Source organism: Streptomyces sp. NPDC020742, from assembly GCF_040641675.1.
In the GTDB taxonomy this organism is placed as follows: domain Bacteria; phylum Actinomycetota; class Actinomycetes; order Streptomycetales; family Streptomycetaceae; genus Streptomyces.
In genome coordinates, this window is sequence record NZ_JBFAEA010000004.1 from 390,883 (window position 1) to 408,365 (window position 17,483).

General features: G+C 71.8%; 12 protein-coding genes. 5 read left to right on the plus strand and 7 right to left on the minus strand.

The window, feature by feature from the left end:
- Positions 1 to 247 precede the first annotated feature (247 nt).
- On the plus strand, positions 248 to 1,132 hold the full coding sequence (locus AB0G84_RS11205) for an SDR family oxidoreductase (protein ID WP_361318468.1): 885 nt from the start codon (positions 248 to 250) through the stop codon (positions 1,130 to 1,132).
- 259 nt (positions 1,133 to 1,391) lie between these two features.
- A complete protein-coding gene (rarD, locus tag AB0G84_RS11210) occupies positions 1,392 to 2,531 on the plus strand; it encodes an EamA family transporter RarD (RefSeq protein WP_361318470.1) in 1,140 nt (379 codons plus the stop codon).
- A gap of 59 nt (positions 2,532 to 2,590) precedes the next feature.
- Here rarD and AB0G84_RS11215 read toward each other — a convergent pair whose 3' ends face one another.
- The 4 genes from AB0G84_RS11215 to AB0G84_RS11230 all read right to left on the minus strand — a co-directional run bounded on the left by AB0G84_RS11215 (position 2,591) and on the right by AB0G84_RS11230 (position 7,520).
- Positions 2,591 to 3,469, minus strand: a complete 879-nt coding sequence (locus tag AB0G84_RS11215) for an ABC transporter permease (RefSeq protein ID WP_361318472.1) — start codon at positions 3,467 to 3,469, stop codon at positions 2,591 to 2,593.
- Positions 3,456 to 4,454, minus strand: a complete 999-nt coding sequence (locus AB0G84_RS11220; protein ID WP_361318589.1) for an ABC transporter ATP-binding protein — start codon at positions 4,452 to 4,454, stop codon at positions 3,456 to 3,458. Before AB0G84_RS11220 ends, AB0G84_RS11215 begins: the two co-directional genes overlap by 14 nt.
- 501 nt (positions 4,455 to 4,955) lie before the next feature.
- On the minus strand, positions 4,956 to 6,236 hold the full coding sequence (locus tag AB0G84_RS11225) for a DUF2092 domain-containing protein (RefSeq protein ID WP_361318474.1): 1,281 nt from the start codon (positions 6,234 to 6,236) through the stop codon (positions 4,956 to 4,958).
- 270 nt (positions 6,237 to 6,506) lie between these two features.
- The gene (locus tag AB0G84_RS11230; RefSeq protein WP_361318476.1) at positions 6,507 to 7,520 is read right to left on the minus strand and encodes a polyprenyl synthetase family protein; all 1,014 of its coding nucleotides are present in this window, start codon (positions 7,518 to 7,520) and stop codon (positions 6,507 to 6,509) included.
- Between the two features lie 1,361 nt (positions 7,521 to 8,881).
- On the opposite strand from AB0G84_RS11230, the gene fahA reads away from it, so the two are divergent.
- The 3 genes from fahA to AB0G84_RS11245 all read left to right on the plus strand — a co-directional run bounded on the left by fahA (position 8,882) and on the right by AB0G84_RS11245 (position 12,010).
- A complete protein-coding gene (gene fahA / locus AB0G84_RS11235) occupies positions 8,882 to 10,108 on the plus strand; it encodes a fumarylacetoacetase (RefSeq protein ID WP_361318478.1) in 1,227 nt (408 codons plus the stop codon).
- Entirely contained in the window at positions 10,105 to 10,773 is a 669-nt protein-coding gene (locus AB0G84_RS11240; protein WP_361318480.1) for a GPP34 family phosphoprotein, read from the plus strand. The genes fahA and AB0G84_RS11240 overlap by 4 nt, the downstream gene beginning before the upstream one ends.
- 751 nt (positions 10,774 to 11,524) lie before the next feature.
- Positions 11,525 to 12,010, plus strand: a complete 486-nt coding sequence (locus AB0G84_RS11245; RefSeq protein ID WP_361318482.1) for a hypothetical protein — start codon at positions 11,525 to 11,527, stop codon at positions 12,008 to 12,010.
- Positions 12,011 to 12,280: 270 nt separating this feature from the next.
- On the opposite strand, the gene nuoN is transcribed toward AB0G84_RS11245, so the two are convergent.
- From nuoN to nuoL, 3 genes are read right to left on the minus strand one after another with little or no spacing between them, the layout of a single operon-like run.
- Positions 12,281 to 13,933 (minus strand): NADH-quinone oxidoreductase subunit NuoN, encoded by a 1,653-nt coding sequence (nuoN, locus tag AB0G84_RS11250; RefSeq protein WP_361318484.1) that lies wholly within the window; start codon positions 13,931 to 13,933, stop codon positions 12,281 to 12,283.
- Positions 13,930 to 15,588: an NADH-quinone oxidoreductase subunit M gene (locus AB0G84_RS11255; protein ID WP_361318486.1), complete on the minus strand. Its 1,659-nt coding sequence runs from the start codon at positions 15,586 to 15,588 to the stop codon at positions 13,930 to 13,932. The genes nuoN and AB0G84_RS11255 overlap by 4 nt, the downstream gene beginning before the upstream one ends.
- Before the next feature lie 3 nt (positions 15,589 to 15,591).
- Entirely contained in the window at positions 15,592 to 17,475 is a 1,884-nt protein-coding gene (gene nuoL / locus AB0G84_RS11260) for an NADH-quinone oxidoreductase subunit L (protein WP_361318488.1), read from the minus strand.
- Positions 17,476 to 17,483 lie beyond the last annotated feature (8 nt).

A 17,483-nucleotide genomic window follows, 5' to 3' on the forward strand; every position in this document is an offset into this window, starting at 1 on the left:
TTGGCTGTTGGCTGTTGGCTGTCGGCCAACGGCCCGACGGCCCGACGGCCGACCCGCCGGCCATGGAGGACGTACGACGGAGAGTCACCGGTCGTGGCCGGCGGCCGGTGACCGATGGTCCGGTGAGCGACGGGCCGGTGAACGACGAGCCGGCCGCCGGTGACCGGCCGATCACCGGCGGCGCCTCCCTTCTGCGGGCCCGTGACGAGTGCCATGCTGGCGGCCTCCAACCGCCAGGGGGCAGGACATGAACATCGTCGTCACCGGCGCCACCGGGGCACTCGGCCGGCTGGTCGTGGAGGAGCTGCTCAAGCGCACCGCGCCGGGCGACATCGTCGCGCTCGCCCGGGACCGGGCGAAGGCCGCCGATCTGGCGGCCCTCGGAGTCCGGATCGAGGCTGCGGACTACGGCCGGCCCGAGACCCTCTCCGGGGTCTTCGCGGCCGGCGACCGGGTGCTGTTCATCTCCGGGAACGAGGCGGGGCAGCGGCTCACCCAGCACCGCGCCGTGATCGACGCCGCGCGGGAAGCGGGCGTCGCCCTGCTGGCGTACACCAGCGTGCTCGGCGGGCCGACCGCCACCTTCTCCCTCGCCGAGGAGCACCTCGCCACCGAGCAGGCGCTGCTGGCGTCCGGGGTTCCGTACTGCCTGCTGCGCAACGGCTGGTACCACGAGAACTACACCGGGGCGCTGGCCACCACCTTGCGGACGGGGGCGGTGGTCGGCAGCGCCGGCGGGGGCCGGGTGGCCAGTGCCGCGCGCCGGGACTACGCCGAGGCGGCCGCCGTGGTGCTCACCGGCAGCGGCCATGAGAACGCGGTGTACGAGCTGAGCGGCGACACCGCGTGGACGATGGCCGAGTACGCGGCCGAGGTGTCCCGGCAGACCGGCCGGCGGATCCCATACACCGACCTGCCGCAGGAGCGGTATGTGGCGCTGATGGTCGAGGCCGGCGTACCGGCGCTGGGCGCGCAGTTGCTCGCCGATGCGGACGCCGGGGTCGCACGCGGTGAGCTGGCGGCGACGCCCGGCGATCTCTCCCGGCTCCTCGGTCGCCCGACCACGCCGATCGCCGAGTCGATCGCGGAGGCGCTGCGCCGACTGCCTTCCTGGCCGGGTGGGCCTTCCTAAGCCGCGTGGGCCTTCCTGGCCGGGTGGGCCTTCCTAAGCCGCGTGGGCCTGCCGGTAGCCGGGTGCACCTGCGCCCAGGCCGACGTCCGTAGCGGTCCCGCCCCACCCCCATGACGTCCGCTGTCCGGCGTGCGTGACGGCCCGTGTCCGGCATCCGCGGCATCGGGCACCGTCATGACCGTATATCGGTACGCACATGACAGGCGGGGCGCCCGGCGCTACCTTCTCAGGGTCGGCGCAGCAGCACCTGGAGGGTCCCTTGCAGTCTCGAAGCGATGTGCGCACCGGACTCGCCTACGGCATCGCCGCCTACACCATGTGGGGCTTGCTGCCGCTCTACTGGCACCTGCTGGACGCCGCCGCGCCGTCCGAGATCCTGGCCCACCGCATGCTGTGGTCGCTGCCGGTCGCCGTCATCATCCTGGCCGTGCTGCGCCGCTGGGCGTGGGTGGGCCGGCTGCTGCGGGAGCCTCGGAAGCTGGGGCTGGTCCTGGTCTGCGCCGTGGTGATCTCCTCGAACTGGTTCCTCTACATCTGGGCGGTCAACTCCGGGCATGTGCTGGAGGCGTCACTCGGCTACTTCATCAACCCGCTGGTCAGCATCGCCTTTGGCGTACTGGTGCTGCGGGAGCGGCTGCGGGTGCTGCAGTGGGTCGCGGTGGGCGTCGGTGCGCTGGCCGTGGTCGTGATGACCGCCGCGTACGGGAAGGTGCCCTGGATCGCGCTCGGACTGGCGCTGTCGTTCGCGACGTACGGGCTGGTCAAGAAGCGTGTCGGGCTCGATGGCATCGAGGGTTTCAGCGCCGAGACGGCCATGCAGCTGCTGCCCGCGCTGGGCTATCTGGTCTTCCTCGGGGCACACGGCGAGTCCAGCTTCCTGACCGGCGGGGTGGGACAGGCGCTGCTGCTGTCGGGCTGCGGTGTCGCGACCGCGGTGCCGCTGATCTGCTTCGGTGCCGCGGCGATGCGGCTGCCGCTGACCGTGATCGGGATGATGCAGTACCTGGCGCCGACGTTTCAGTTCCTGCTGGGGCTCACCGTCTTCCACGAGACGATGCCGCCGGAGCGCTGGGCCGGCTTCGCCCTGGTGTGGGGCGCGTTGGCGGTGCTGACCTGGGACGCGCTGCGGACTGCGCGGCGAGCGCGGGCGGCGCTGGCCACGGCCACGGCCCGGGCGCGCGAGGCAGCGGCAGAAGAGACCGCCACCGGGCGGGCCGCCACGGACGCGGCGGCTGCGGGCACGGTTGCCGCGTGCGGAGCAGTCTCGGGCGAGGCGGTCTCGGGCGAAGCGGTCTCGGGCCGGGTGGCTGCGCACGAGGCGGCCCCGGCGGCCGCGGACACGGCGGCGCAGTCGGCTGCGCCGACCGCAGCACCCGAGGCGTCCGGCCCCACACCGTGATGTTGCGGCCCGACGCGTCCGGCTCTACGCCATGACGTCAGGGCCCGAGGCGTCCGGCCCTACGCCGTGATGTCGCGGGTGGTGAACCGCGCCCAGGCAGCCGAGCCGAACACCACCGCGTAGAGCGCCTGGAGCCCCAGGTTCCGCTCCAGTTGGTCCCAGTAGACGGGGGCGCGCAGGAGGTCCGCGAAGGACAGCCAGTGGTGCGGGAAGAGGTACGGCTGGAGGGCCGCCAGCTGCGGGATGGTGTCCAGGATCTGCACGGTGATCAGCAGGCCCACGGTGGTCGCCATGGCGGCGATACCGCTGGTGGTGAGGGTGGAGATGAACAGCCCGATGGCGGCCACCCCGATCAGCGACAGCGCCACCGCCACGGCGATGGCCAGTGCCCGCAGCAGCCCCTCGGCCAGGGGTATGGAGGTCCCCGACAGCAGGGTGACCTCGCCCAGGGGGAAGAGCAGCGCGCCGGTCACCAGCCCGGAGAGCGCCACGGTCACCGTGGCCACCAGGCAGAACGTCAGCGTGGTGGCGTACTTGACCAACAGCAGACGGGTCCGGCCCGCGGGCGCGACCAGCAGGTAGCGCAGCGTTCCGTCGTGCGCCTCGCCGGCCAGGGAGTCGCCGGCGATCACCCCGACGGCCATCGGCAGGAAGAACGGCAGGGTCACCGCCAGGGAGGTGAAGACCAGGAAGAGGCCGTTGTGGGTGACCTGCGAGAGGAACGCCGGGCCACCCTCGCCGCCGCCACCACCGCCGTCCCCGGGGCGTCCGCTGCCGGTCTCGATCTTGACGGCGATGCCGACCAGGACCGGTATCCCGGCGAGCACCGCCAGCAGTGCCAGGGTCCGCCAGCGCCGGAAGGTCGTGGTGATCTCGCTGCGCAGCAGGCCCAGCGACCACCACACCCGGGGCCGGCGCACCGCGTCATTCCGTGACATCGAAGCCCTCCCCGGTGAGCTGGACGAAGACGTCCTCCAGGGAAGCCCGTTCGGTGCCGAAGGCCCGGACGCGTACCCCGGCGTGCACCAGCGCCGCATTGAGGTCCGCGAGTTCGGGCGGTGCCTGGCCGTCTGGGGCGGCCGGCAGGTCGCCGGTCACCCGGTCATCGGTGCGCTGAAGGTCGGTCACGCCGTGCTCCGTGAGGACCCGCACGGCCTCCGTAGTATCCGGGGTGGTCACCGTGAGCCGGCCGGCGCCGTGCGGGCCGAGGACGGTGGCGGCAAGCTCGGCGACCGTGCCCTGGGTGAGCAGCCGGCCTCGGGACATCACCGCGACGTGGCTGCAGACCTGCTCGATCTCGTCGAGGAGGTGGGAGGAGAGGAAGACGGTGGTGCCGTCCGCGGCCAGCCCGCGGACCAGGGTGCGGATCTCCCGCATGCCCTGCGGGTCCAGGCCGTTGGTCGGCTCGTCGAGGACCAGCAGTTCGCGCGGCTGTAGCAGCGCCGCGGCCAGGCCCAGTCGTTGCTTCATCCCGAGGGAGTAGGCGCGGGCCTTCTTGCCGGCCGCGGCGGCCAGGCCCACCCTGGCGAGGGCCCGGCCGACCCGCTCGTCGCGGGTGCGGGGGTCGGCGCAGGGGTCGGCGGCGTCGAAGCGCCGGAGGTTGTCCCGGCCGCTGAGGAAGCCGTAGAGGGCCGGTCCCTCGATCAGGGCGCCGACCTTGGGCAGCACCTGGCGGCCCGCGGCGGGCATCGGCCGGCCGAGCACCCGGGCGGTGCCGGCGGTCGCGTCGATCAGGCCCATCAGCATGCGGATGGTGGTGGTCTTGCCGGAGCCGTTGGGGCCAAGGAAGCCGAAGACGCTGCCGCGCGGGACGACCAGGTCGAGCCCGTCCACGGCGAGCTGGCCACCGCGGTACGCCTTGGTCAGCCCCCGTGTCTCGATGGCGGGGCCCTCGTCCGGCGGGTGCGCGGGCACCTGGCGCAGCGTGCGGGACGCGAGCGCGTCGGGGCACTCGGGCACGGCGGCGGACCCGGGCGCGTCGGCGGGCGGGGGCGCGTCGGGGTACTCGGACACGGCGGCGGACGGGGTCGTATCGGGGTGCAGGGGAACGGCGGCAGGCCCGGGCGCGTCGGCGGGCGGAGGCGCGTCGGGCTGCTCGGGCACAGCGGCAAACCCGGACGCAGCGGCGGACGGAGGCACGTCGGGCTGCTCGGGCACAGCGGCAGAACCGGACGCAGCGGCGAGCGGGGGCGCGTCGGGGTGCTCGGGCAGGTGGGAGGGCTTGCGCGCGTAAGGGGGCGCGGGCGGGCGCGGGCCCTCCTCCGGGCGCGGGCCATCGGGCCGCGCGGCGGGCGGCTGAGGCATCTGCTCCCCCCCAACGTCGTACGGATGGCCTGCGGGCCGCACCGCGCCGCCCTCGCCGGAGGGGAGCGCGGTGCGGCCCTGGGTGGCTGCGCCAGCCGGTGTGGCGGCGTGAGCCGCGTCCTACTTGGCGGCGTTGGCCGCTTCGATCAGGGCCTGCTTGTCGACGGCACCGACGTAAACCTTGCCGTGGTCGGTTATCAGGGCGTTGACCAGGCGGGTGCTGAAGATCCGGCCGGTGCCGAAGGAACCGCTGGCCTTCTCCCCAAGGCTGTCGAGGAAGGCGCCCGCGTCGCCGGCGGCGGCCAGATCCTTGCCGGACGGCAGGCCGGAACCGGCCCCCTTGAGCGTGGCGATGGACGTCCAGCCCTTGCCGATGACGTTCAGTCCGCCCAGGTCCCCCTTGGGGTCCATGGCGTCCTTGCCGGGCCCGAAGTCCTTGCCGGACTTGCCGTGTTCGCGCTCGGCCTTCGCCCGCGCCTCGTTGCCGTCGACGACCTTCGCACCCTTGGGCGGGGTGAAGGAGAACAGGTCCGCGTCGGGCTTGCCGAAGTCGACGCTGGTGTAGCCGACGTCGATCACGGCGGCGCCGCCGCTCTTGGGAGTCAGGGTGAACTTCAGCGGGGTGCCGTTGGCGGCGTCCACCGCGACCCTGATCGAGCCGACCGTCGAGGCGCTCTGCTTGGGCTTGATCAGCAGCTGGTAGGCGTCCCGCCCGGCGACCTTGGCGGTGCCGTCGACGGTGACCGAGGTGGTGTCGCCGGCCGCCTTCAGGGCCTGCTTCGCCAGGTCCTGCGGGGTGGCGTCCTTGAGGTCCTTGGGAAGGTCCTTGGGCTCGTGGCGCCCGGCGCCGTGCCGGCCGTCGCTGGGGGCGGTGCTGTGCAGGGCGGTGTTGCTGCCGGAGTCGTACGCCCAGACCTCGTTCCCGTTGTGGACGAGGCTGTACTCGGAGGCCTTGTCGACGATCGAGACCCGCTGCTTGTCGGGGCCGTCGGCGGCGACGCGGAGCGTGTGGGTGCCGGAGGCCAGCTCCATCAGCTTGTTCTGGGGCTCGGCGGACGCACCGTCGCCGCCCTTGCCGCCCTTGTGGCCACCGTCCTCACCGCCGCCGAAGCCGCCGGCCGCTCCGCCCGGCAGGGACGGCAGGCCGAGGTCAGCGGTGACCTGGACGTTGCCGGAGAGCTGCTGGACGTCCGACTTGGCGATCTTGGCTATCAGGTCCTGCGCCGAGATCTTCGGCAGGTCCGGGGAACCGGAGCCGGCGAACGCCGGGACCAGCCCGATCGTGGCCGCTGCCACCCCCGCCACCGCGACCGGCACGGCGTACCGGACCGCCTTACGGCGCCTCGAGGGGCGCTCCTCGTCCCATGCGTCGGTGCCCTGTGTCGGTTCGTTGCGTGGCATCTGCCTACCTCCGTCGTCTGCGGCGGATGCGGTGCTGTCCACTCGCCCTCCCCTGGGCGCATCATGGCCGGCGCCGCCGCGCTGTGGTGCTTCCATCTCACCAAACCGCGCAGCGCCGCACGTCAGCCCGCGGGCTCAACTCGTCGTACTGCTGAGGTATGACGCCGGGTCACCACAGGGCGGAGTGCGTACCACAGGAGTCTGATCACTCCCTAGGGGAACCGGCGGGCCGCCCCTGGGGGACCGTCCCGCCCGGCTCTCCGCCCGGCTTCATCCGGCGCGGTGGACCACCGCGTCGCACAGGCCCTCCAGGGCCGCCTTGGACGTGCACGAGGGCAGCGGCGCCAGTGCGGCCCGGGCCTCCTCCGCGTAGCGCACGGTGTCCCGGCGGGCCTCTTCGAGCGCCGGGTGGGCGCGCAGCCCGGCCAGCGCCTCGGCGTGCCGGGCGTCGTCGGTGAGGTCGCCGGCCAGCAGCTCGCACAGCGCCCGGTCCTCGGGGGTGCCGGAGTCGCTCTCGGCGCGGGCCCGCAGGCGCAGCACGGGCAGGGTCGCGATGCCCTCCCGCAGGTCCGTGCCGGGCGTCTTGCCCGACTCGTGCGAGTCGCTGGCGATGTCCAGCACGTCGTCGGCCAGCTGGAAGGCGGTGCCCAGCCGCTCGCCGTACTGGGTGAGGATGTTCGCGGTCGCCTCCTCGGCGCCCGACATCATGGCGCCGAAGCGGCAGGCGACGGCGACCAGCGAGCCGGTCTTGCCGGCGAGGACGTCCAGGTAGTGGTCGATCGGGTCATGGCCGTCGCGCGGCCCCGCGGTCTCCAGGATCTGGCCGGTGACCAGGCGTTCGAACGCCTCGGCCTGGATACGGACCGCCTCGGGCCCGAGGTCGGCGAGGATGTGCGAGGCACGGGCGAAGAGGAAGTCGCCAGTGAGCACCGCGACCGAGTTGCCCCAGCGGGTGTTGGCGCTGGCCACACCGCGGCGCACGGCGGCCTCGTCCATCACGTCGTCGTGGTAGAGCGTCGCCAGATGCGTCAGCTCCACGACGACGGCGGAGGGCACCACACCCGGGCTGTGCGGATCACCGAACTGGGCGGCCAGCATCACCAGCAGCGGCCGGAACCGCTTGCCGCCCGCGCGCACGAGGTGCTGCGCGGCTTCGGTGATGAACGGCACGTCGCTCTTGGTGGCCTCCAGCAGGCCCTCCTCGACAGCCGCCAACCCGGCCTGGACATCGGCCTCAAGAGCCTGGTCCCGCACGCTCAGCCCGAAGGGCCCGACGACGGTCACGAGGGGTACTCCTGTCTGCTGACGATCAAACTGAATGTCGATCTGTCGCTGTCTCCACCATTGGCCAGCGTATCCGGTCGCAGTTCGATCACCGTGAGCGCCTGCCCCCAGAACCGCCGGGCAGGTACCGCGACCCCGGGACGGCATGGTGTGGATCACCGCGCGGAGCGCTTCCGACCCCCGGAACCCCAGCTCATCAGGCACTCTGTTTGCCCCATGCACCAGGAGCCACAGTGGTGCACGTCGGCCGAATCCCCGCGCAGATCACGCCTTCTTGCGCCATCCTCCACCATCCTCCCGGACCGGCCCCGTGCCTGACCAGCGTCGGTACGGGGCCGGATTGCCCGCCGTCCGGGTCACCGGGGCGCGCGCCACCAAACGGGGCAGCGGTTGGGCCCCGGGGCGGGAGCGGAAGGGGCAGGGAGAGGGGTAGGGGACGGGGAATGGGAGCGGGAGGGGACGAGAGCGGGGCGGGGGCGACAGCGCGGAGGGGCGGGAGCGGGAACGGAACCGGGCAGGTGTCGGGTGCCGGTGCCGCCACCCGTACGGGCCGTGCCCGGCCGAAGCCGTACCAGCCGTACGAGGGGCGGGCCGAGCCGGCGGGGCCACGCCCAGGAATGCCACGGGCGGGCAACCACGGCGGGCCACACCACCTGCGTGCGGGCACGCGCATCCCTCATGCCGTACACCGGGCCGCTGCCGCGCGCCGGCCAGCGCCCGCGCATCGGACCAGCGCCGCCAGTGGGACCAACGCCGCGCATCAGGCCGGCCCCGCGCAGCGAGGAAACCGCCCGCTTCGGTGAAACCGCTCGCGCCGGTGACGCCGCTCGCGCCAGTGAAGGGGCCCGTGCCGGTGACGCCACTTGCCTCGGTGACACCACAGGCAGTGCTGACGCCAGTTGCGTTGGTGATACCCGTGCTTTAAGGAGACACCACCACTGCCGATTGCGTGCGTGACCCCAGCGCCGTTGGTGACGCCGTTGAGGAGGCGTTGAGAGGGAGGCGGTCCCGTCATGTCCTTTGTGACACACGCCGGCCACCTCGTACCAATACGGCACGGCCCCGTCCGCCCCGCCCAGGGAGGAAGGCCAGGCCCGAATTACTCAGTGCAGTAAGGCGTTTCCGGACATTGCCAGAACCTGCGGACGGATGCTGAACGCACCGCCGGACCGACGACAGCGGTGGGGTGAACGCGCGGCGCTCCCTGGCGCAGTCCGGCCGCGTGGCGCGAGTTATCCACAGGCCACTTCGCGAGGGGGCGCCCGGCCGTAATCTGATCGACAGAGCCGCCCGGCCGGGATTTCACCAGGTCCCGTCCGGCCCGGCCACCCACCGGCGACGACGAACGCGAGGAGCCGTCCATGCCCGAGCAGAACCCGTTCGAGCTGGCGGAAGGCGATCCCTTCGGCCCGCACAACCTCCCCTACGGCGTCTTCAGCACCACCGAAGCGCCCGACCAGCGCCGCATCGGCGTCCGCTACGGCGCCCATGTCCTCGACCTGAGCGCGCTGCCCAGCGCCCTGCCCGCCGCCATCCATCCGCACGCCGAGCTGCTCGCCGGGCCGACCCTCAACCCCCTGCTCGCCGCCGGCCGCCCGGTGTGGAAGCAGATCCGCGCGGCCGTCCACAGCGCCGTGACCGACCTCGCGCACCGGGACGAAGTGGCGCCGCTGCTGCACCCGCTGGACGAGGTGACCCTGCACCTCCCGTTCGAGGTCGCCGATTACGTCGACTTCTACTCCAGCGAGCACCACGCCACCAACGTCGGCCGCATCTTCCGCCCGGACGGCGCGGCGCTTCCGCCCAACTGGAAGCACCTGCCGATCGGTTACCACGGACGGGCGGGCACCATCGTCGCCACCGGCACCCCGGTCGTACGGCCCAACGGCCAGCGCAAGCCCCCTGCGGACGAAGTCCCCGTCTTCGGCCCGTCCGTCCGCCTCGACATCGAGGCCGAGGTCGGCTTTGTCGTCGGCACGCCGTCCACGCTCCATGAGCCGGTGGGACTGGGCTCCTTCCGCGACCACGTCTTCGGCGTCTGTCTGGTCAACGACTGGTCCGCCCGCGATATCCAGGCCTGGGAGTACTTGCCGCTCGGTCCGTTCCTCGGCAAGTCCTTCGCCACCTCCGTCTCCGCCTGGGTCACTCCGCTCGACGCCCTCGACGAGGCCCGCACGCCGCCGCCCGCCCGGGACTTCCCGCTGCTGCCCTACCTCGACGACGCGGGCGAGGAGCCGGGCGGCTTCGACCTCCGCATCGAGGTGCGCATCAACGGTGAGGTCGTCTCCCGGCCACCGTTCTCCACCATGTATTGGACGGCCGCCCAGCAGCTGGCCCATATGACCGTCAACGGCGCCTCGTTGCGCACCGGCGATCTCTTCGCTTCGGGGACGGTTTCCGGGCCCGAACCCGACCAGCTCGGCTGCCTGCTGGAACTCACCCAGGGCAAGGGCCCCTACCTCCAGGACGGTGACGAGGTGACCCTCGCCGCCTGGGCGCCCGGACCGGGCGGCGTCCGGATCGGTCTGGGCGAGGTCACCGGCCGCATCCTGCCCGCCCCCTCAGTACCGGGCCACGAGTCGCCATGACCGAGGCTCCGCTCACCCTGCCCGAGGAACTGCTCCTCCTTGCCCACGATCCGGTCCGCGGCCGCCCCCTGACCATCCCCGGGTACCTGCGGTACGGGCTGGCCGGTGCGGCGCTGGCCGAACTGGAGGCGACCGGACGGATCGCGGTCGACCGCAGCGACCGGATCACGGTGGCCAACCCGCTGCCGCTCGGCGATCCGATACTCGACGGTGCCCTGGCGACGCTCCCGGCCCCGGCCAAAGGTGGCCGGGCGATCCGGGCTCACCGTTGGGTGCGCCAGGCCGGCCGCCCCGTACAGGAACTCTGCCTGCGCCGGCTGGAGGAGCGCGGCGCGCTGCGCAGGGAGCCGCGTCGTGCCCTGGGTCTCTTCCCCTACGAGCGTTTCCCGGCGGGCGCGACGGATCTGACCGGTCCGGCCCGCGCGCGGTTCAAGGCAGCACTCGACGCACCGCTCGCCGACCGGCGGGCCCCGCTTCCCGACCCGCGGGCCCGGCTGCTGGCGGCGTACGCCTCGGCGATAGACCTGGACAGAAAGCTCCTGCCGGGCGGCCGCTTCCGTCCCCTTCGCCGCGACCTGCGGCGCCTGGCCAAGGAGGAGTGGACGGCCAACGCGGCGTTCCGCGCCGTACAGCACGACAAGAGCGCGGCAGGAGGTGGCGGCTGACGTGCATCGGCTCCGGTATGACCGCCTCCACGGCCCGTCCGACGGGGCGGCCGTCACCTGACCGGCATTGCGGCTGGGGCCGATACGCCATGCAGGGCAGATGAGGTGGGCTGGGGCCGTACGGACTGATGCCCTCCGTGGCGGTAGGGCGTGGGTGCCGGGGGTGTCGGTGCCGGGGGGTGTCGGTGCCGGAGGTGGGTGTCGATGCCGGGAGGGACGGTGGCCGGGGGGCGGTGGCGGGGGCGTCTGTGCCTGGGGATGTCAGTGCCGGTGGGACATGGGCCGGTGAGATGGCGGTGCCGCTGGGGCGCCTGTGACGGTAGGGCGTGAGTGCCGATTGGGCGTGTGCAGAGGGTGACACCCGTACTGGGGTGCGCCTGCGCGGGGGCGGCGCGCCTGGGCAGGCAGTGCGCTCGTGCCGGGGCGTGCCTGCGGGGGGCGAGGGGCGGGGAGGGAGGGGTGGGCGGGGGGGAGGGAGGGCCCCGGAAGAGACAAACGCGCCCTTTACCCCGCCGCCCTCTACCCCGCCCCCGCCCTTCCCCATTCCACACACCACCCACTCCCCCTCCGCCCACCCAGGCGTCACAGCCACACACGCCCACCCCCACGTCACAGCCTCATCCGCCCACCCCCGCGTCACAGCCTCACACCAAGTCCGTACCGGCAGTGCCGCAATCCGTACGAGGGATCGGAGGGCCGCCGGGGCGCTGCTAGCCTCACGTTTCCCTGTCCCACAACGGAGGAGACGTACGTGCGCAAGGCAGCGCAGATCGCCGGGGCTGCGGCCATCGCCGCCATGCTGCTCAGCGGTTGCGGAAGCAGCGGCGACAACGGCAACGACAGCAAGCCGAGCAAGTCGCCGGAGGCCGCGCCGTCTTCTCCGGGGGGTGCCGACAAGCCCGCGAGCCCGAGTGCCGTGGAGGGGGCCTGGAAGGGTGGCTCGGACAGCAGCCCGCTGATCCTGGTGATCACCAAGGGCACCGTCGCGTTCAGCAATGGGCACAAGTCCGCCTGCCTGGGCAAGGTCCAGGAGATGGCCGGGATGACCATGGCCGCGCTCAAGTGCACCGACGGTGACACCACCCGCACCATGGGCACCCTCAAGGCCGGTGCCGACGGCAAGAGCCTGACCGTCGACTGGAAGAACGGCCCGACCGAGAAGTACACCAAGTCCAGCGACGGCAGCGTGAAGATTCCCGATATGCCGCAGCTGCCGAGCGGTATGCCCAAGAGCTGACCCGCCGGCCGTACACGACGGCGACGGCCGCTGCCAGGAACCCCCCGAGGGTTCCCGGCAGCGGCCGCTGTCCGTGCGGCGCCTACCGCGCCTTGCGGTCTCCCGGCCGTGACCACCATGCCCTGCCGTGGCTACCGCGCCCTGCCGTGCCGGCTGCGCCGTGCCGAGCCGCGGCTGTGCCTACCGCGCCGCCCGTATTGCTCCGTGCCGCTCCGCACCGCTCGGTCCGTTGGGCGCCGTACGGTGTCGTCCCCGCCGTGGCCCGGCGGTTCAGCGCACGAAGGTCCCGGCCTGTCCGGCCAGTTCGAGGAAGTACTGCGGCGCCAGGCCGAGCACCAGGGTGGCCGTGACGCCGATGGCGATGGCCGTGGTGGTCAGTGGGCTCGGCACCGCGACGGTCGGGCCGTCCACCTTGGGCTCGTTGAAGAACATCAGGACGATGACCCGGATGTAGAAGAACGCGGCGATGGCGGACGAGAGCACACCGATCACCACCAGCCAGCCGGCGCCGCTCTGTGCGGCGGCCTTGAAGACCGCGAACTTCCCGGCGAACCCGGACGTCAGCGGAATGCCCGCGAAGGCCAGCAGGAAGATCGCGAATACCGCGGCCACCAGGGGGGAACGTCGGCCGAGGCCGGCCCATTTGGACAGCTGGGTGGCTTCGCCGCCGGCGTCCCGCACCAGGGTGATGACGGCGAACGCGCCGAGCGTCACAAAGGAGTAGGCGCCCAGGTAGAAGAGGACCGAGGAGATGCCGTCCTCGCTGGTGGCGATCACACCGGCGAGGATGAAGCCGGCGTGGGCGATGGAGGAGTAGGCCAGCAGCCGCTTGATGTCGGTCTGGGTGATGGCGATGATCGCGCCGCCCAGCATGGTGAGGATGGCGACGCCCCACATCACCGGCCGCCAGTCCCAGCGCATCCCCGGCAGCACGACGTAGAGCAGCCGCAGCAGCGCACCGAACGCGGCGACCTTGGTGGCGGCGGCCATGAAGCCGGTGACCGGGGTGGGGGCCCCTTGGTAGACGTCCGGGGTCCACATGTGGAACGGGACCGCGCCGACCTTGAACAGCAGCCCCATCAGCACCAGCGCCGCGCCGATCAGCAGCAGCGCGTCATTGCCCATCGAGCCGGCCAGCGCCGGATCGATCTGCTTGGCACCGTCCGAGACCACCTCGGCGATCCCGGCGTACGTCACGGTGCCGGCGTAGCCGTACAGCAGCGCCACACCGAACAGCAGGAACGCGGAGGAGAAGGCACCGAGGAGGAAGTACTTGACCGCGGACTCCTGGGAGAGCAGCCGCTGGCGGCGGGCGAGCGCGCACAGGATGTACAGCGGGAGGGAGAAGACCTCCAGGGCGACGAAGAGCGTCAGCAGGTCGTTGGCGGCCGGGAACACCAGCATCCCGCCGACCGCGAAGAGCACGATCGGGAAGACCTCGGTGGTGGTGAATCCGGCCTTGACCGCGGCCTGTTCGGCGGCGCTTCCGGGTACGGCGGCGGCCTGGGCGGCGAAGGAGTCCACACGGTTGCCGTGTGCCGCGGGGTCGAGCCGCCGTTCGGCGAAGGTGAAGACGGCGATCAGCGACACCAGCAGGATCGTGCCCTGCAGGAAGAGCGCGGGGCCGTCGACGGCGATGGCGCCCATCGCGGCGATGTGCGCCTTGGACGTGCCGAAGCCGCCGGCCGCCAGGCCGATCACCGCGGCGAACGCGGCGGCCAGCGCGACCAGGGACAGCAGCAGCTGGGAGTAGTAGCGGTGGCGGCGTGGCACACACGCCTCGATGAGGATGCCGAGCACGGCCGCGCCGAGGACGATCAGCGTCGGCGAGAGCTGGGCGTACTCGATGTGCGGCCCCGGGATCTTGCCCGGTGCGCCGGCCGCCACCGTCCACAGGCTGTGGACACTTGCCACGGAACTCACTTCGCGGCCTCCCCGTCTTGGTCGTTGGCGGCGTGGCCGGGCCGGCCTTCACCGGGCACGGCGTTCACCTGCACAGTGGGCTTGGGGTCCTTCTTGTCGACGACGGACAGGGTGTGTTGGACCGCCGGGTTGACGATGTCGGTGAGCGGCTTGGGGTACACCCCGAGGAAGAGCAGCAGCGCGATCAGCGGCGCCACCACCACCAGCTCCCGGACCCTGAGGTCGGGCATGCTCCGCACCTCGGCCTTCACCGGGCCGGTCATCGTCCGCTGGTAGAGCACCAGGACGTAGAGCGCGGCGAGCACGATGCCGAGGGTGGCGATGATGCCGACCGCCGGGTAGCGGGTGAAGGTGCCGACCAGGACGAGGAATTCGCTGACGAACGGCGCCAGGCCGGGCAGTGACAGGGTGGCCAGACCGCCGATGAGGAAGGTGCCGGCGAGGACCGGGGCGACCTTCTGGACGCCGCCGAAGTCGGCGATCATCCGCGAGCCGCGGCGGCTGATCAGGAAGCCGGCCACCAGCATCAGCGCGGCGGTCGAGATGCCGTGGTTGACCATGTAGAGGGTGGCGCCGCCCTGGCCCTGGGACGTCATGGCGAAGATGCCCAGGATGATGAAGCCGAAGTGGGAGATCGAGGCGTAGGCGACCAGGCGTTTGATGTCCCGTTGGGCGACCGCGAGCAGCGCGCCGTAGACGATGCTGATCAGGGCGAGGACGAGGATGACGGGGGTGGCCCAGCTGCTGGCCTCCGGGAAGAGCTGGAGGCAGAAGCGGAGCATCGCGAAGGTGCCGACCTTGTCGACCACCGCGGTGATCAGTACGGCGACCGGTGCAGTCGACTCGCCCATGGCGCCGGGCAGCCAGGTGTGCAGCGGCCACAGCGGCGCCTTGACCGCGAAGGCGAAGAAGAAGCCGAGGAAGAGCAGCCGTTCGGTGCCGGTGGCGAGGTCGAGTTTGCCGGCGGCACGGGCCTCGACGATCTGCTGGAGCGAGAAGGTGCCGGTGCCGAGCTGGTCAGCGGTGACGGCGTACAGCCCGATCACCGCGGCGAGCATGATCAGGCCGCCGGCGAGGTTGTAGAGCAGGAACTTCACCGCGGCGTACGAGCGCCGGCCGGCGGCCTCCTCCTCGCCGTCCTGCGCGGCCCGGTCCCCGAAGCCGCCGATGAGGAAGTACATCGGGATCAGCATGGCTTCGAAGAAGATGTAGAAGAGGAAGACGTCGGTGGCCTCGAAGGAGAGCACCACCATGGCCTCGACGGCGAGGATCAGCGCGAAGAAGCCCTGGGTGGGCCGCCAGCGCCGGTTGGGGGTCTCCTCCTCCAGGGGGTCGGCGTCGTGCCAGCCGGCCAGGATGATGAAGGGGATCAGCAGGGTGGTCAGCGCGATCAGGGCGACCGCGATGCCGTCCACGCCGAGTTCGTAGCGGACGCCGAAGTCCGGGATCCAGGTGTGTGATTCGGTGAGCTGGAAGGGGCCGGTGGCCCCGGGGTCGAACCGGGCGGCGATGAGCAGGGCCAGGGCGAGCGTGATCAGGGAGAAGAGCAGCGCGAGCCATTTGGCCGCGGTGCGCTTGGCGGCGGGCAGCGCGGCGGTGGCGATCGCGCCGATCGCCGGGGCCACGGCCGTTGCCGTCAACAGGGGAAACGACATGGCTCAGACACCCCTCATCAGCAGGGTCGCGGCGACGAGAACGGCGGCCCCGCCCAGCATCTGGACCGCATAGGAGCGGACGAACCCGCTCTGCAACTGGCGCAGCAGGCCGGAGAGTCCGCCCATGGAGGCCGCTGTGCCGTTGACCGCGCCGTCCACCAGGGAGCGGTCGAGTTGGACGAGCGTGGTGGTGAGCTGTTCGCCGCCGCGGACGAAGACGACGTGGTTGAAGTCGTCCTGCAGCAGGTCGCGGCGGGCGGCGCGGGTGAGCAGCGAGCCGCGCGGGGCGAGTGCCGGGACGGGTTTGCGGCCGTACATCGCCCAGGCGACGCCGACGCCGAGGAGCAGGACGACGAGGGTGGCGGCGGTGACGGTGGTGGCGCTGACCGGGGAGTGGCCGTGGGCGAACGAGGTGACCGGCTCCAGCCAGGTCACAAAGGATTCGTTGAAGCTGAACAGCCCGCCGGCGAAGACCGATCCGAAGGCCAGCACGACCATCGGGAGCGTCATGATCTTCGGCGACTCGTGCGGGTGGGTCGTCTCCGGGTCCCAGCGCTTCTCGCCGAAGAAGGTCATCAGCATCACGCGGGTCATGTAGAACGCGGTGATCGCGGCGCCGAGCAGGGCGGCGCCGCCGAGGATCCAGCCCTCGGTGCCGCCCTTGGCGAACGCCGCTTCGATGATCTTGTCCTTGGAGAAGAAGCCGGACAGGCCGGGGAAGCCGATGATGGCGAGGTAGCCGAGGCCGAAGGTGAGGAAGGTGACCGGCATGTACTTCCGCAGGCCGCCGTAGCGGCGCATGTCCACCTCGTCGTTCATCCCGTGCATCACGGAGCCGGCGCCGAGGAAGAGGCCCGCCTTGAAGAAGCCGTGGGTGACCAGGTGCATGATCGCGAAGGCGTAGCCGATCGGGCCGAGGCCGGCGGCCAGCACCATGTAGCCGATCTGCGACATGGTCGAGCCGGCCAGCGCCTTCTTGATGTCGTCCTTGGCGCAACCGACGATCGCACCGAAGAGGAGGGTGACCGCGCCGACCACGACGACCGCCAGTTGGGCGTCCGGTGCGGCGTTGAAGATCGCTCCGGAGCGGGTGATGAGGTAGACGCCGGCGGTGACCATGGTGGCGGCGTGGATCAGGGCGGAGACCGGGGTCGGGCCCTCCATGGCGTCACCGAGCCAGGACTGCAGCGGCACCTGGGCCGACTTGCCGCACGCGGCCAGCAGCAGCATCAGCCCGAGGAAGGTCAGCCTGCCCTCGGAGGCGTCGCCGGTGGAGGTGAGCACCGGGCCGAAGGCGAACGTCCCGAAGGTGGTGAACATCAGCATGACCGCGATGGACAGGCCCATGTCGCCGACGCGGTTGACCAGGAACGCCTTCTTGGCGGCGGTGGCCGCGCTGGGCTTGTGCTGCCAGAACCCGATCAGGAGGTACGAGGCGAGGCCGACGCCCTCCCAGCCGACGTACAGCAGCAGGTAGTTGTCGGCGAGGACGAGGAGCAGCATCGCCGCGAGGAAGAGGTTGAGGTAGCCGAAGAAGCGGCGGCGCCGCTCGTCGTGCTCCATGTAGCCGATGGAGTAGATGTGGATCAGCGACCCGACACCCGTGATCAGCAGGACGAAGGTCATCGACAGCTGGTCGAGCTGGAAGGCGACGTCGGCGCGGAAGCCGCCCACCGGGATCCAGCTGTACAGGTACTGGTGCAGGGCGCGGTGTTCGGGGCTCTTGCCGAGCATGTCGACGAAGAGCACCACTCCGAGGGCGAAGGACGCCACCGCGAAGAGGGTGCCGATCCAGTGGCCGGTGCGGTCGAAGCGTTTTCCGCCGCACAACAGCAGGGCCGCACCGACCAGCGGTGCCGCGATGAGCAGCGCGATCAAGTTCTCCACTTTGTGCG